Below are 15,582 nucleotides of genomic sequence, written 5' to 3'. Positions count from 1 at the left end.
TAACTATGCGTTGCTTATTATCAAACATACGCTTCTACCCCATCCCTCACCTGCCCCAGATACCCGGCTCCAAACAAATTCAGGTGCAGCAGTAAAGGATACAAATTCCACAGGGCTATTCGCTCCTGCCATCCTATATTCAAGGGGAAACTTTCGTGGTAGGCCGAGTAAAATGATTCTGAAAAACCACCGAATAAGGTAGTCATGGCAATATCAAACTCGCGGTTACCATAACTCACAGCAGGGTCAATAAGGTAAGGAGTTGCATCTGTACTGATGAGGTAATTACCGCCCCACAGATCGCCATGAATCAGAGATGATGGCTCTTCCTCAAATAAAACATTTAGCTTGTTATAAAGCGTTTCAAATTTGGCAACATCGGCATGGTTGAGCAGTTTCTTATCAACCCCAATTTTAACCATAGGTTGCAGGCGTTCTTCGATAAAAAAGCTGGTCCAGTTATGGTGCTTCCGGTTGCTTTGCGGCAATGAGCCCATGTAATTATCACTGTCTAAACCAAAATAACCTGTGCTGTTGCGGTGCATTTGGGCCAGCTGCCTGCCTAAAAGTTTAGATGCTGCTTCAGTAGGCTTCCGGGTTTCTATCCATTGTAAAATCAAAAAGCTATCATCATCCAGCTCGTCCTGCAAAATAACTTGGGGTACGGCAATGGTACAGGTTGCGGCAATAGCTTTAAGCCCATCACTTTCGCAGGCAAACATATTGGGGTATGTGTACCTGCTGTTAAGCTTTAGCATGTATTTGCCGGCATTACTATGTAGGCAATAAGCCTGGTTAATACTGCCGCCGCTTACGGGTTTGGTACTGTTTATCTGCACCTGCCGGTTTAGCAGCGCAGATAATTTACTTTGCAGAAAGTCCACCAAATCAGCTGATAGGGCCATATAGCTAAAGTAAGTGTTTTGTAGATATTCATAACAATTTTATCCCTCAAAAACCTTATTTTTGCGGTTCGAAATGCAGCACATACGTAACTTTTGCATCATTGCACACATCGACCACGGTAAGAGCACGCTCGCCGATAGGTTGCTTGAATATACCAACACCGTTACCAAACGCGAATCGCAGGCACAATTGCTTGACGATATGGACTTGGAACGCGAACGTGGTATTACCATTAAAAGCCACGCCATCCAAATGAATTATACATTGGATGGACAGGAATATATATTGAATTTGATCGACACGCCCGGCCACGTCGATTTCTCGTACGAGGTTTCGCGCTCTATTGCTGCCTGCGAAGGTGCATTGCTGATTGTTGATGCCTCGCAAGGTATACAGGCGCAAACGATATCAAACCTGTACCTGGCGCTGGAGAACGACCTGGAGATTATCCCGGTGTTAAACAAAATGGACCTTCCCGGCGCTATGCCAGAGGAAGTGAAAGACCAGATTGTTGACCTGATTGGTTGTAAACGCGAAGATATTTTGGCCGCATCGGGTAAAACCGGCTTAGGCGTATTGGATATATTAGCCGCTATTATTGAGCGTGTACCGGCCCCGGTTGGCGACCCCGATGCTCCGCTTCAGGCTTTGATCTTCGACTCGGTGTTTAACTCGTTCCGCGGTATTATAGCCTATTTTAAGGTGGTAAACGGAGAGATCAGGAAAAATACTAAGGTTAAGTTTATGGCCACCGGTAAAGAGTATTTGGCCGATGAAGTTGGTACGCTGAAACTGCACCCCACGCCTAAGGATGTGATTAAAACCGGCGACGTAGGTTACATCATTTCCGGTATTAAAGAAGCTAAAGAGGTTAAAGTTGGTGATACCATTACCCTAATTGAACGCCCGGCTGCACAAGGTATCCAGGGGTTTGAAGAGGTAAAACCAATGGTATTTGCCGGCATTTACCCGGTTGATACCGAGGATTACGAAGAACTGCGCGACTCAATGGGTAAGCTGCAGCTGAATGATGCTTCATTGGTTTTCGAACCCGAGTCATCTGCTGCTTTAGGCTTTGGTTTCCGTTGCGGTTTCTTAGGGATGCTGCACATGGAGATTATCCAGGAGCGTTTAGAGCGCGAGTTTGATATGACGGTAATTACCACCGTACCCAACGTATCTTACCTGGCTTATACCACCAAGGGCGAAGAGATGCTGGTGAATAACCCGTCTGACCTGCCAGACCCAAGCAAAATTGATTATGTGGAAGAGCCTTACATTAAGGCCAACATCATCACAAAATCAGAGTTTGTTGGGCCGATCATGTCCTTATGTATTCAGAAAAGAGGCTCAATTGTTAACCAGTCGTATTTAACGTCTGACAGGGTTGAGCTGGTTTTCGAACTACCGATGGGCGAAATTGTATTTGATTTTTACGACAGGCTAAAAACCATATCTAAAGGTTACGCCTCGTTTGATTATACCCAGATTGGTTACCGCCAGTCGGACTTAGTGCGTTTGGATATCCGCTTGAATGCCGAGCCTGTTGATGCCTTGTCGTCACTGATCCACCGTAGCAACTCTTACGATTTCGGTAAAAAGATCTGCGAAAAGCTGAAGGAGCTCATCCCTCGCCAGCAATTCGAAATTATTATCCAGGCTTCTATAGGTGCAAAAATTATTGCCCGCGAAACCGTGAAAGCTTTACGTAAAGATGTTACCGCTAAATGTTATGGTGGCGATATTTCCCGTAAGCGTAAACTGCTGGAGAAACAGAAAAAAGGTAAAAAACGCATGCGTCAGGTTGGTAACGTAGAAATACCACAATCAGCGTTTATGGCGGTATTGAAATTAGATTAAGTTAGATTTGAGATATGAGATTTGAGATATGAGAGAAAGCTCCCGTTTCAAATCTCATATCTAATTAAATATAATTAAAATAGGATTGATCGGGTGTGAGCCGAAAGACTTCTGTCTCAAATCTCATATCTCATATCTCACATCTCATCTTATGAATTTACTCGACGGAAAATACGTATCAGAAAAACTAAAGCTAGAAATAGCTGAAGAAGCAGCAAAAATATTAGCTAATACAGGCCGCAAACCACACCTGGTTGCGGTATTGGTTGGGCACGATGGCGGCAGCGAAACTTATGTGGCCAGCAAAATGAAAAACTGCGAAGCGGTAGGTTTTAAATCATCATTGGTACGCTACGAAAGTGATGTTACCGAAGAAGAATTATTAGCCAAAGTAGCAGAACTTAATGCTGATGCCGATATTGATGGCATTATTGTTCAACTACCGTTACCGAAACACATCGACCCGGAGAAAGTAACCGAGAAGATTAACCCGGCTAAGGATGTTGATGGTTTTCACCCTGTTAACCTAGGCCGCATGCAACGCAACCTGCCTTCGTTTATCCCTGCTACCCCTTACGGCATTACCTTAATGCTTAAAGAATATGGTATAGATACTGCAGGTAAACATTGCGTAGTTGTTGGCCGCAGTAATATTGTTGGTTCGCCAATGAGCATCCTGATGGCACGTAATACGCAACCAGGTAACTGCACCGTAACCATTTGCCACAGCCGCACGCCGGATATCAAGAAATTTACCCTGGATGCCGATATATTGATCGTAGCCATCGGTAAAAAGAATTTCATTACTGCAGATATGGTTAAAGATGGTGTTGTAGTGATTGACGTGGGCATGAACCGCGAAACATCAACCGTAACCAAATCGGGATACAAACTATACGGCGATGTTGATTTCGAAAACGTTGCCCCAAAATCATCATGGATTACCCCGGTACCGGGCGGTGTTGGTTTAATGACCATTATTGGATTACTAAAAAACACACTGGCATCGGCTAATAAAGAAGTATATTCTTAGTCGGGTTGTCGGCTATCAGCAACGCATAAAACAAAAAGGGGATCAGTAGTAAATTGATCCCCTTTTTGTTTTTCACTCCTCCTGTATTGCTGATTTTACTCTTGCTCATCTCCTCCCGTCATGCCGAACTTGTTTCGGCATCCCACTTGCTCAGCTATACGATTTTAATGTATCAGACCTGTCCTGTGATATCCTGAAACAAGTTCAGGATGACGTGCTGGTTGATTTTTACTCCTCCCTCCCGTCATGCTGAACTTGTTTCAGCATCCCACTTGCTTAGCTATACGATTTTAATGTATCAGACCTGTCCTGTGGGATCCTGAAACAAGTTCAGGATGACGTGCTGATTTACTTTTAACTCATCTCCTACAGTCAACAGACAAGCGCCAACTGAAAACCCTACCTCTCAATATGATACTCATGTGGAATCAGATAATTCTCATTCTCGTCCTGCCATACCATGGATGAGATCATCCATTTATTCTCGGTCTGGATACATTGTATGTAGCTAATGCCACGTGGTATCCGGCCCGATTCGTGGCCGGTGAAAGAGTATTCATATACACTTACCCGCTGGGCAATTTTACCAAACACCTCTGTTTTTGAAAATACCTCGCGCTGCATAAACTGCTCCATACTACCGTCTGCAACCTTAGTCTGTATGCCTTTGGCAAACTCTTCGGGCGTAAAAGTAAGCGGGCGGCCAAAAGTATTATTAATCAGTATTGCTTCTTCATGAAAAAGAGCCTCCAAAGCATTTAAATCGGGTTTATCTCCGGCTACAAAAGTAAGGGTCTGGTAAAAATCGGTTACTAAAAAATCGATATCGCTGGTACTCATATGTTATATTTAACTTTTTGTTAATTGATCCCAAAATGATGGAATGCCTACAAAAATGGCGTTGTCCCTAATCTCAACCGGGTAGGTTGCTACATAATCATTTTGCCCGGCGCTACCCCGGCCTGTCGCCAAATCATAACTATAACGGTGAAAGGGGCATATGAGTTTTTTATTTTCGCACCAGCCCTCGCTTAAGTCGGCCCCGGCGTGCGGGCATTTGGCAGCTAAGGCAAAAAATGTATCGTTATCATTAACCAAACACAGCCTTTTACCACCGGCCACAACTTTGCTTATCACAGCCCGGTTTTCACCAATGCTGCCTACCTTATACCACTTCATTAAAATCTTAAAAATCTATTTTCAGGTTCATTAACGATGGGTTTTTAATCACCTCATCCATATTGGTAACCAGGGTTACCGTTTTACGATCGGCAGATACAATGGCTTTGCTGTTATTTATCTTCTTAACAGGCTTGGCAAAATTAAGTATCAGTTTGTAGGGGGTTTCTATGAGCAAGGCTTTGGCCATTACAAAAGTAGCCTGTGTTTTCTTTAAAAAATTATTGAACTTGGTTTTATCAATAATGCGGTAAAACTTGTGGGGGGTTATCTCATAATCATAATAGTCTTGCCCTACTATCATCTGCGCAGCATCAAAGCCTTTAATATTTTTGTTACCTTTTGTTACCGAGCTTAGCTGGCTGGTATTGGCCACCCGGTTAATATGCTCAATATAATATTTAAGATCGGCAGCATCTTTTGCCTCGTGATTGATGCTTATTTTCATGAGGCTTTTACGCAGGTTCATCTTAATATCCAGGTTACTGCTTTTGGCTAGTTTAGTTTCTTCGGCGCTAAGCTTTTGCTGGGTGGTATCGGGTAAGGCATTATAAAAATTTAGGGAGGTATCTTTGGCCATAGCAAACTGCGGGGTTGCCGCAACCGAGTCTGACATGAGGTTCATTAACACGGCAACGGCATGGCTCATATCGAAATCGTAAACCACATTGCATGATCCGTCTGCCTTAAAGTTGTAGTGCTCTTCAATATCAACGCATGAACTGAGGGACGTTAATACACCAAAAAGTATAATTAAAACGTAAAGTTTTCTCATATGCTGAATTTCAAGTAATTATAGATAATAATATTAACATTTAAAAGCCTAAAATATTAAAGCATCAGTTTAGTTATTTTTATATTTGCAGATTGAAAATGACAGCACAGGTTCCGGAAGATGGCACGTTGCTCCCCCTGATGGAGGAGTTTTATACAATACAGGGCGAAGGATATAATACCGGCAAGGCCGCATACTTTATTCGCCTCGGCGGCTGCGATGTAGGCTGCCACTGGTGCGATGTTAAAGAGAGCTGGGATGCAAGCCTCCATCCGCTTACCACTGCCGACCAGATTGTTACTAACGCCCTTCAATTCCCCGCCAAAACCGTGGTAGTTACCGGTGGCGAACCGCTGATCTATAACCTCGATTATTTGACCGCGCAGATGAAGGCAAACGGTGTAACCACCTTTATTGAAACTTCGGGCGCTTACCCCCTTTCGGGTCATTGGGACTGGATCTGTTTATCACCCAAAAAGTTTAAGGCACCGCAGCCCGCTATTGCCAAAGAGGCGCATGAGCTAAAGGTGATCGTATTTAATAAATCTGATTTTGCCTGGGCCGAAGAATATGCCGAACTGGTATCGCCCGGCTGCAAACTATATTTACAACCCGAATGGTCTAAATCAAAAGAAGTTACCCCGCTTATTATTGATTATGTAATGGCCAACCCCAAATGGGAAATTTCCCTGCAAACGCATAAGTATCTAAATATCCCATAAAAACTGTAAATTAGGCTCAACCGATATATAAATCTGATGGTCCGGGTTCTATTTACAGTGCTATTTTTTATTGCGTTTCCGTGTACGTTGTTTGCCCAGCAAAGAACATATACCACGCAAAATACAACCGCCATAAAGTACTACGCTATAGCTGGTTCCAGCTATGATTACCGCAAAATTGATGATGCCATTGCCTCCCTGCTACAAGCCACAGAAGCAGACGACCATTTTATAGAAGCCCATATATTTTTAGCCGATATGTATGGCATTAAAAAGCAATACAAAGAAGCAACAGAACACTACCAGAAAGCAATTACGCTTAACCCCGAATTTAGCCAGGCGGTTTACATTAAAATAAGTGAAACAGAAATTAGCCTTGGCAGGTACAAAGATGCGCAAATGCACCTGCTCAAATATTTAAGCTACCCCTACATAACCGATAAAGACCGTTTTAAGGCTAAAAAATTAATGGGCGATTGCGATTTTGCACTGCTAGCCATGCAACACCCCGTACCGTTTACACCCGTAAATATGGGCCCAGAAATTAACACAACCGACGATGAGTACCTGCCCACTGCAACCGCAGACGAAAGCATGCTGATATTTACCCGAAAAATTAACAACAACGAAGATTTTTATAAAAGCGCCAGGCAAAACTGCAAGTGGCAAACGGCTACTTACCTCAGCAAAAATATTAATACACCCAATTATAACGAGGGTGCACAATCCCTCTCTCAGGATGGCAAATACCTGTTTTTTACAGGTTGCAACCGGCCCGACGGCTTAGGCAAATGTGATATATATGTGTCGCAAAAAAAGGGCAACGACTGGTCGACACCGTTTGATCTGAGCCGGCCGCTTAACACACAGGGATGGGAGTCGCAGCCATCCATCAGTGCTGATGGCCGAACGCTTTATTTTGTAAGCAACCGTAAGGGTGGCTATGGCGGGTATGATATATGGAAGTCAACGCTTAACGCAACAGGTTGGGGCGAACCCGAAAATTTGGGCCCAACCATCAACACCGCATTCGATGAGCAATCGCCATTTATACACCCGGATGATAGCACCCTTTATTTTTGCTCAAACGGCTGGCCGGGCATGGGTAATAAAGACCTTTACATTAGTCGCCTGGGCCAGGATGGTAAATGGCAAAAGCCACAAAACCTGGGCTACCCCATCAACTCTAGCGGCGACGAAAACGGGTTAACCATTTCTACCAATGGCAGCTACGCTTACTTTTCGTCCAATAATTTAAACGGTGTGGGTGGTTATGATATTTATATGTTTGAGTTGCCTGCTGCCTTAAAACCCAAGCTGGTTACTTATGTAAAAGGAAGGGTTACCGATGCCAAAACAAAGCAACCCATTGAGAGCATTGTAGAGATCATAGACCTGGAAAAGAACGACGTTGTTTATCACGATGTAAGTTCGGCCACTGATGGCGACTTTTTGGCCACGCTTACCAGCGGTAAAAATTACGGGTTAAATATATCGCGCGAAGGTTATTTATTTTATTCGGAAAACTTTTCGCTGGTTGGGCATGCCCCAACTCAACCGTTTATCGTTAATGTAGCGCTATCGCCAATAGAGATTGGCAAAAAGGTAATCTTAAACAATATCTTCTTCGACAGTAATAAATATGAACTCAAAACCGAGTCTAAGGCTGAACTTGGAAAAATCGCAGAATTTTTAACCGCTAATCCCACAGTTAAGATCGAGATCTCCGGCCATACCGATGATACCGGTAACGACCAGCTAAACCAAACCCTGTCGGAGAACCGGGCCAAATCTGTATACCAATACCTGGTAGCCAACGGCACAAACGCCGCCAAATTAGTGTTTAAAGGTTACGGCAAAACACAGCCGCTAGCGCCAAATACTAACGAAGAAAATAAGGCTAAGAACCGGCGTACTGAATTTAAGATCATCGCCAAATAAAAAGCATTAGAAATGGTTTGGTTTATTAAAATAGTTTACTTAATTCTATTTTGGTCAATTGATGTTTTACTGTACTTAAAGCTTGTTCGGAATAGAACAAATGTAGATGGCTATCTAAAAATAACTGCATCGGTATGGGCTGTATTGTTCTTTTTGTACATACCATTTCTTCATATTCCATATTTTCAAAATCCAACTGTCCATTTCAATCTATCTGCGGGAGTCATACAATTATTATTAGCTCATTATTTTTTTCGTTACAGTTCTAAAAGAGGCAATAAACGTCTACTTCAAGATGATACGAAAGCTACCTGGAATAGTATGATTATGATTGGCGAAAACATAACTTTCGTGGTTATTATGCTTGCGCATCTAATGTGGGCTCTCTGTGCACCGATTAAGTAAAAATTTTGACTAAGAAATCACATAGTGCTTTCAATAAAAAAGGCCCCGATAAATCGAAGCCTTTATATATTCTTTAAGAGAAATCTCTTAGTTACCCAGTTCGCTCATAAATTTAATACGCATCAGCTGTACTTCTTCCTGGGTGTAATCTTCGTTACCCAATTCAGCCATCGCGTGGTCTATTGAATCATCCTCGGCAGAGCGGAAGTAATCAAATACCTCATCCTGCCTGTCTTCATCTATCACCTCGTTAATGTAATAGTTAAGGTTAAGCTTAGTACCAGAGTTTACAATGGTTTCAATCTCGCGCAAAATATCCTCGTACGATAAGCCTTTAGAACTGGCAATATCTTCGAGATTAAGATGGCGGTCGATATTCTGAATAATATATACTTTAAGGGCCGATTTATTAGCAGCGCTCTTAATCACCAGGTCAATCGGGCGATCAATATCATTCTCTTCTACATACTTCTTGATCAGATCAATAAACGTAGCACCAAACTTGGCAGCCTTACCGGCACCCACACCCGAGATCTGTTTCAGCTCGTCCATAGTGATGGGGTAATGCGTACACATTTCCTCTAAAGATGGATCCTGGAAGATAACGAATGGAGGCAAACCTTTTTGTTTAGCCAGCTTTTTACGCTGATCTTTCAGCATTTGCAGCAACTGGGCATCCAGTGCACCACCACCACCTTTGCCGCCTTCTTCTGAGTCATCCTCGTCTGCATTTTCAATAGGGCGATTGAGAACGAAACGGATACTGTGCGGGTTATCAATAAAGTTTTGTCCTTTAGCAGTTAAATGCAAAAGGCCATATTGGTCAATATCTTTCGACAGGTAGTTATCCAACAATGCCTGGCGCAACAGCGATTTCCAAAGATTTTCGCCCTGTGCCTTGCCTGCGCCAAATTCCTCTATCAGGTGGTGTTCGTAGTGGTGTACCTGCGGGTTATCTTCGCCCAGCAAAACACCAATTACATGATGGTCGTCAAACTTTTCGCCCAATTGTTTAATGAGACTTAAAGCACGGTGCAAATGTTCTTCACCGTCAAAGTGCTCTTTGTTGGCGCTGCAGTTATCGCACATGCAGCTACAACCGGCCTCGTTAAAGTTTTCGCCAAAGTAATGCAGTATCTGCTTACGGCGGCAAACCGACGACTCGGCATAGTCAATCACTTCCTTCAAGATCTGTGTACCGATCTCGCGTTCAGCAACCGGCTTATCTTTCATAAACTTTTGCAGTTTATCAATATCTTTTTCAGAGTAAAATGCTACGCAAACACCTTCGCCACCGTCACGGCCGGCACGGCCGGTTTCCTGGTAATAGCCTTCCATGCTTTTAGGCACATCGTGGTGTATTACGTATCTAACATCAGGTTTGTCAATCCCCATCCCGAAGGCAATGGTAGCCACAATAACGTCAACATCCTCCATCAGGAATTTATCCTGCGTATCGGCACGTACTTTGGCATCAAGGCCGGCATGGTAAGGCAATGCCTTAACACCGTTAAGGCTTAACGCCTCGGCAACCTCTTCCACCTTTTTACGGCTCAGGCAGTAAATAATACCCGATTTACCGGTATGCTGCTTAACAAATTTTACGATCTCTTTAAGCACGTTGCGTTTTGCACGTACTTCGTAATACAGGTTGCCACGGTTAAATGATGATTTAAAAACCGTTGCATTATTCATCTGCAGGTTTTTCTGTATATCGTGCTGCACCTTGGGGGTGGCAGTGGCGGTTAAAGCGATAATCGGGATATTCTCGCCAATGTTGCTGATCACCTGCCTTATTTTGCGATACTCGGGTCTGAAATCGTGCCCCCATTCTGAGATACAGTGTGCCTCATCAACGGCCACGAATGACACCTGGTTTAAACGTAAAAAATCGACATTCTCCTGCTTGGTAAGTGATTCGGGCGCTACGTACAGTAATTTAGTTTTACCGCTCAGTACATCCTCCTTCACCCTCAGTATATCAGTTTTCGTTAAAGACGAATTTAAGAAATGGGCAATGCTGTCTGATCCGCCGAAAGCCCTTAGCTGATCTACCTGGTTTTTCATTAACGCAATAAGCGGGGAAATCACAATCGCTGTGCCATCGCTCATTAAGGCCGGTAACTGATAACACATTGATTTGCCCCCACCAGTAGGCATAATTACAAATGTGTCATTACCTGCCAAGATGTTAGTAATAATCGCTTCCTGCTCTCCTTTGAAGTTATCGAAGCCGAAAAAGTTCTGGAGATTGTCAAAAAGCGACTTTTTTGTCTCAATCATTTTGGTGTATTCTATGCATTCTATTTAAACGGACAAATTAGCAAATTTTTTCCATATAGCCTATTAAACGTGTATAATCACAATAAAATGATATTTTATTGAACAATTATCATACATTAGTTGTCGTAATGGCGGAATTAATAACTAACACTTAAGATACGTTAATAAATTAACTTTTATTTCATCTGTTAACAAATAATTTGCAATTAACATTAGTATTATATTTTTGCATAAGCTCTTATCAATCTATCTATGAATAAAAATTATTATGCCATCATCATGGCTGGTGGCATTGGAAGCCGCTTTTGGCCTATCAGCAGGACCTCCTATCCCAAGCAATTCATTGACATTTTAGGCACCGGAAAAACGCTGATCCAGAACACTTACAGCCGTTTCCTGAAAATTTGCCCGCCAGAAAATATATACATTGTTACCAACGAGAACTATGCCGACCTTGTAAAAGAGCAGCTACCTGGCATACAGAACCACCAGATATTAACCGAGCCTGTAATGCGCAACACTGCGCCTTGCGTGGCCTACGGTTCGTACAAAATTGAGAGCATGAACGAGGATGCCATTGTTGTGGTTGCCCCTTCAGATCACCTGATACTGGATGAGCAGGCTTTTGTAGACAGCATCAACAATTCGTTAAAAACCGCTGCCGAGCACGACTGCCTGATTACACTGGGTATTAAACCATCGCGCCCGGATACTGGCTACGGCTATATTCAGTACACCGACCAGCTTTTAAACAACGATTTCCATAAAGTAAAAACCTTTACCGAAAAACCGACCTTAGAGATTGCCAAAAGCTTTTTACAAAGCGGCGATTTCTTGTGGAATGCCGGTATCTTCGTTTGGTCGGCAAAATCAATTGTGAAGGCATTTGGCAAACACTTGCCAGATATGCACGATATTTTTGCAGATGCGCGCAGCGTTTACAACAGCGACAAAGAACGTTCGCACATCAATACGGCTTACCAGCAATGCATCAATATCTCTATTGATTACGGCATTATGGAGAAAGCAGAAAACGTTTACGTATTGCCATCAGAATTTGGCTGGAGCGATCTGGGTACCTGGACATCAGTTTACCAGCTGGCCGAAAAAGATTACGTAGGCAACGCGGTGATCCCTTCAGAAAAAGTGATCATGTACGATTCGTCAAACTGTATGGTTAATGTGCCCGAAGATAAATTGGTAGTGCTGCAAGGCCTGCACGATTTCATCGTGGTAGAAGCCAACAACACCCTGATGATCTGCCCCCGCGACCAGGAGCAATCTGTTAAACAGATAGTTGCCGATGTAAAGCAGAAGTTTGGAACTAAATATATTTAAGTTGCCGGTTGTCAGCAACACATTTAAAAAAAGGATTAGTTTTAAAAACTGATCCTTTTTTTTGATTCCTCCCGTCATGCTGAACTTGTTTCAGCACCCCATTTGCTAAGTCGGTAGCAGACCTGTCCTGTGGGATCCTGAAACAAGTTCAGGACGACATAGTTATCTTACTTTTGACTTTGAATCCTCCCGTCATGCTGAACTTGTTTCAGCACCCCACTTGCTAAGTCAGTAGCAGACCTGTCCTGTGGGATCCTGAAACAAGTTCAGGATGACATAGTTATCTTCCTTTTCACAGACAACTGACAGACAACCAACTACAATCCCCGCTGCCTTATTGCTTCGTAAACAATAACGGCGGTTGATACCGATACGTTAAGGGAAGCTATCTCGCCAAACATCGGGATCTTGGCCAAATGCTCAGCATGGCGAATCAGCTCATTACGGATACCCTCATCTTCCGAACCCATGATAATTACCGTTGGTGGTGTATAATCTACCTGGTAAATGGTATCGTTGGTTTTCTCGGTACAGCATACAACCTGTAGGCCAGATTCCTGCAAAAACTTAACAGTTTGCACTAAATTATCGTGGCGGCAAACCGGGATGGTAAACAGCGCCCCTGCCGAAGTCTTAATAGCATCTGGTGTAATTTGTGCCGAACCTTTTGAGGGAATCACAATGGCATCAACACCGGCACACTCTGCCGTACGGGCTATGGCGCCCATGTTGCGCACATCGGTAATACTATCCAGCACCAGTACCAAAGGCACTTTGCCGGCTTCGAAAACCTGCGGAATAATATCTTCTATTTTTTGATAAGTGATGGGCGAAATTACACCAATAACGCCCTGGTGATTTTTGGTGGTGATGCGGTCAAGTTTTTCTACCGGTACCTGTTGCGCGCTCAGGTTATACTCCTGCAACAGGCTTTTAAGTTCCATAACCAGGCCGCCGCTTAAACCACGTTGTATATACAAAGCTTCAATCTCTTTACCTGCTTTAATGGCTTCTATTACGGCACGGATACCGAACACCATCTGATTGCTTTCGCGCTTTGCTGAATTATTATTATTAAAGGACATTTACTGATGAATAAGTCAGCAAAAATAGAAATTTTAATCCACTAAGCTGATTTTATTGAGTACCAGCCCTTTCGGTCCCGTTTCAGTTATTAACACCCCGAAGATTTATCCACATAAGTGTAAAAATAGCAGCAGGCGCATAAATTTCTATTCTTAACAGGTTTACCAACATAAGGTGTTAGCAATCAAAATGATAAGCACCTGTTTTTGCCTAAACAAAGCCATGTGCTTTTTTAGCAAAATTTAAGTGTAGAGTTTTTACATTGTTAAGCCGGTTTTTTGTATATTTTTGTTCCCCCTCGAATTTCAACGCAATTTCGAGGATATACGAAGAGCTGGAAATGGAGAACGAAAACCAACAATATAACCGAACAAATTCTGACAGGCGCAACAAAGGATTTAGTGCGCCGCAATCAAACGGCCTTGTTGGCAAACTCCCTCCACAGGCACGCGATTTGGAAGAAGCCATATTGGGTGCGTTAATGCTCGAGAAAGACGCCTTATCATCTGTAATTGATGTGTTAAACCCCGAGATATTTTACGTGGAAGCCCACCAGAAAATATTTAAGGCGATACACACCCTGTTCGAAAAAACTTCTCCTGTAGATATCCTCACCGTTACCGCACAGTTAAGGCAGCAAGGCGAGCTGGAGATAATAGGCGGCGCTTATTATATTACCGAGCTAACCAACCGTGTAGCATCCGCTGCAAATATCGAGTTCCATGCCCGCATCATTATCCAGAAATTTATTCAGCGCGAACTGATCCGAATCTCTACTGAGGTAATTAGCGCGGCTTATGAAGATACTTCGGATGTACTGGATTTACTGGATAAGGCAGAAAAAAACCTGTTTGATATTGCCCAGAATAACCTCCGCCGCGATTCGCGCAAAATGGACGAGATCCTGCACGAATCATTAAAAGCATTAGAAGCATTAAAAGATAAAAAAGACGGCCTTACCGGTGTACCATCCGGCTTTACAGATCTGGACAGGATCACTTCCGGCTGGCAGAAATCAGACCTGGTGATTATCGCAGCTCGCCCGGCGATGGGTAAAACGGCATTCGTGCTTACCTGTGCCCGCAACGCATCGGTCGACTTTAGCAAACCGGTTGTGGTATTCTCGCTCGAGATGTCATCTGTTCAATTGGTTAATCGTTTAATTTCGGGTGAAACCCAAATCGAACAAGAGAAGATCCGTAAGGGTAACCTCGAAGAATGGGAATGGCAGCAAATCCACTCTAAAATTGGTAGACTGGAACAAGCCCCTTTAATTATTGACGATACTCCATCACTAAATATATTTGAGTTCCGGGCTAAATGCCGCCGTCTGAAATCGCAATACGATATTCAACTAATCATCATTGACTACCTGCAGCTGATGCACGGTAAATCTGACGGTAAAGGTGGTAACCGTGAGCAGGAAATTGGTAGTATTTCCCGTGCACTTAAAACCGTGGCAAAAGAATTGGAAGTACCTGTAATTGCCCTTTCGCAGTTAAGCCGTGCAGTAGAGAGCAGGCCGGGTGGTTCTAAACGGCCAATGCTATCAGATTTACGTGAGTCAGGTTCAATTGAGCAGGATGCGGATATGGTATTGTTCCTTTACCGCCCCGAGTACTACGGACTGGAATTTGATGAAGATAACAACCCTACCCAGGGCGTTGGTGAGGTAATTATAGCCAAGCACCGTAACGGTGAAACCGGCCGTGTGCGCTTGAAATTTGTAGGTAAGTATGTGAAGTTTACCGATTTGGATACCAACATCGATAGCTTCGGTGCCGCGCCAAATGCATTTACAGGTTTAACCCCATCGCCAGATTTCGAAAAACAGAACAACTTCATTATCCGCCCATCAAAAGCAAATGATATGGAAGATGATACGCCACCGTTCTAATTAGTTTTGATTGAGTGAATGGTGAATAAGTGAGTAGAGAGGGGCCCCGTCGTGCCGAACTTGTTTCGGCATCCCACAGGACAGGTCTTAAACATTTATTTAGCCTACTTAGCCACTCCGCCCGTCATGCCGAACTTGTTTCGGCATCCCACAGGAC

General features: G+C 43.4%; 12 protein-coding genes. 6 read left to right on the top strand and 6 right to left on the bottom strand.

The genetic code is table 11. The features are described 5' to 3' along the window. Positions 1-20: 20 nt before the first annotated feature. Entirely contained in the window at positions 21-905 is an 885-nt protein-coding gene (locus RG47T_RS06940; RefSeq protein ID WP_083627320.1) for a fructosamine kinase family protein, read from the bottom strand. A gap of 73 nt (positions 906-978) precedes the next feature. On the opposite strand from RG47T_RS06940, the gene lepA reads away from it, so the two are divergent. Together lepA and RG47T_RS06930 are read left to right on the top strand one after the other, a co-directional pair. Next, the gene (gene lepA, locus RG47T_RS06935) at positions 979-2,766 is read left to right on the top strand and encodes a translation elongation factor 4 (RefSeq protein WP_074488747.1); all 1,788 of its coding nucleotides are present in this window, start codon (positions 979-981) and stop codon (positions 2,764-2,766) included. A 151-nt stretch (positions 2,767-2,917) separates the two neighbouring features. Further along, entirely contained in the window at positions 2,918-3,799 is an 882-nt protein-coding gene (locus tag RG47T_RS06930; protein WP_074488746.1) for a bifunctional 5,10-methylenetetrahydrofolate dehydrogenase/5,10-methenyltetrahydrofolate cyclohydrolase, read from the top strand. Positions 3,800-4,198: 399 nt separating this feature from the next. Here the strand turns inward: RG47T_RS06930 and RG47T_RS06925 are convergent, their stop codons facing one another. The 3 genes from RG47T_RS06925 to RG47T_RS06915 are packed head-to-tail and all read right to left on the bottom strand — an operon-like array spanning position 4,199 to position 5,753. Next, positions 4,199-4,639 (bottom strand): hypothetical protein, encoded by a 441-nt coding sequence (locus RG47T_RS06925; protein WP_074488745.1) that lies wholly within the window; start codon positions 4,637-4,639, stop codon positions 4,199-4,201. Between the two features lie 9 nt (positions 4,640-4,648). Then, positions 4,649-4,978, bottom strand: coding sequence for a Rieske (2Fe-2S) protein (locus RG47T_RS06920; protein WP_074488744.1), 330 nt, complete (start codon positions 4,976-4,978; stop codon positions 4,649-4,651). A gap of 7 nt (positions 4,979-4,985) precedes the next feature. Beyond that, positions 4,986-5,753 carry a hypothetical protein gene (locus RG47T_RS06915; RefSeq protein WP_074488743.1) on the bottom strand — a complete coding sequence of 256 codons (768 nt, stop codon included), beginning with the start codon at positions 5,751-5,753 and terminating at the stop codon, positions 4,986-4,988. A gap of 98 nt (positions 5,754-5,851) precedes the next feature. Between RG47T_RS06915 and RG47T_RS06910 the strand changes: the two genes are divergently transcribed. Continuing rightward, positions 5,852-6,475 (top strand): 7-carboxy-7-deazaguanine synthase QueE, encoded by a 624-nt coding sequence (locus tag RG47T_RS06910; protein WP_074488742.1) that lies wholly within the window; start codon positions 5,852-5,854, stop codon positions 6,473-6,475. Between the two features lie 36 nt (positions 6,476-6,511). After that, a complete protein-coding gene (locus RG47T_RS06905) occupies positions 6,512-8,416 on the top strand; it encodes an OmpA family protein (RefSeq protein WP_074488741.1) in 1,905 nt (634 codons plus the stop codon). A 492-nt stretch (positions 8,417-8,908) separates the two neighbouring features. Here the strand turns inward: RG47T_RS06905 and recQ are convergent, their stop codons facing one another. After that, positions 8,909-11,101 carry a DNA helicase RecQ gene (gene recQ / locus RG47T_RS06895; RefSeq protein ID WP_074493206.1) on the bottom strand — a complete coding sequence of 731 codons (2,193 nt, stop codon included), beginning with the start codon at positions 11,099-11,101 and terminating at the stop codon, positions 8,909-8,911. Positions 11,102-11,356: 255 nt separating this feature from the next. Between recQ and RG47T_RS06890 the strand changes: the two genes are divergently transcribed. Continuing rightward, positions 11,357-12,442, top strand: a complete 1,086-nt coding sequence (locus RG47T_RS06890; protein ID WP_074488739.1) for a mannose-1-phosphate guanylyltransferase — start codon at positions 11,357-11,359, stop codon at positions 12,440-12,442. A gap of 317 nt (positions 12,443-12,759) precedes the next feature. On the opposite strand, the gene rlmB is transcribed toward RG47T_RS06890, so the two are convergent. After that, entirely contained in the window at positions 12,760-13,527 is a 768-nt protein-coding gene (gene rlmB, locus RG47T_RS06885) for a 23S rRNA (guanosine(2251)-2'-O)-methyltransferase RlmB (protein ID WP_074488738.1), read from the bottom strand. Between the two features lie 341 nt (positions 13,528-13,868). Here rlmB and dnaB point away from each other — a divergent pair, with 341 nt between their 5' ends. Beyond that, entirely contained in the window at positions 13,869-15,425 is a 1,557-nt protein-coding gene (dnaB, locus tag RG47T_RS06880) for a replicative DNA helicase (protein ID WP_074488737.1), read from the top strand. The last annotated feature ends 157 nt before the right edge of the window (positions 15,426-15,582 follow it).

The sequence above is a fragment of the Mucilaginibacter polytrichastri genome, assembly GCF_001911425.1.
In the GTDB taxonomy this organism is placed as follows: domain Bacteria; phylum Bacteroidota; class Bacteroidia; order Sphingobacteriales; family Sphingobacteriaceae; genus Mucilaginibacter; species Mucilaginibacter polytrichastri.
Note: the sequence above shows the minus strand (reverse complement) of the source record. Positions and strands in the feature narration are given on the sequence as shown.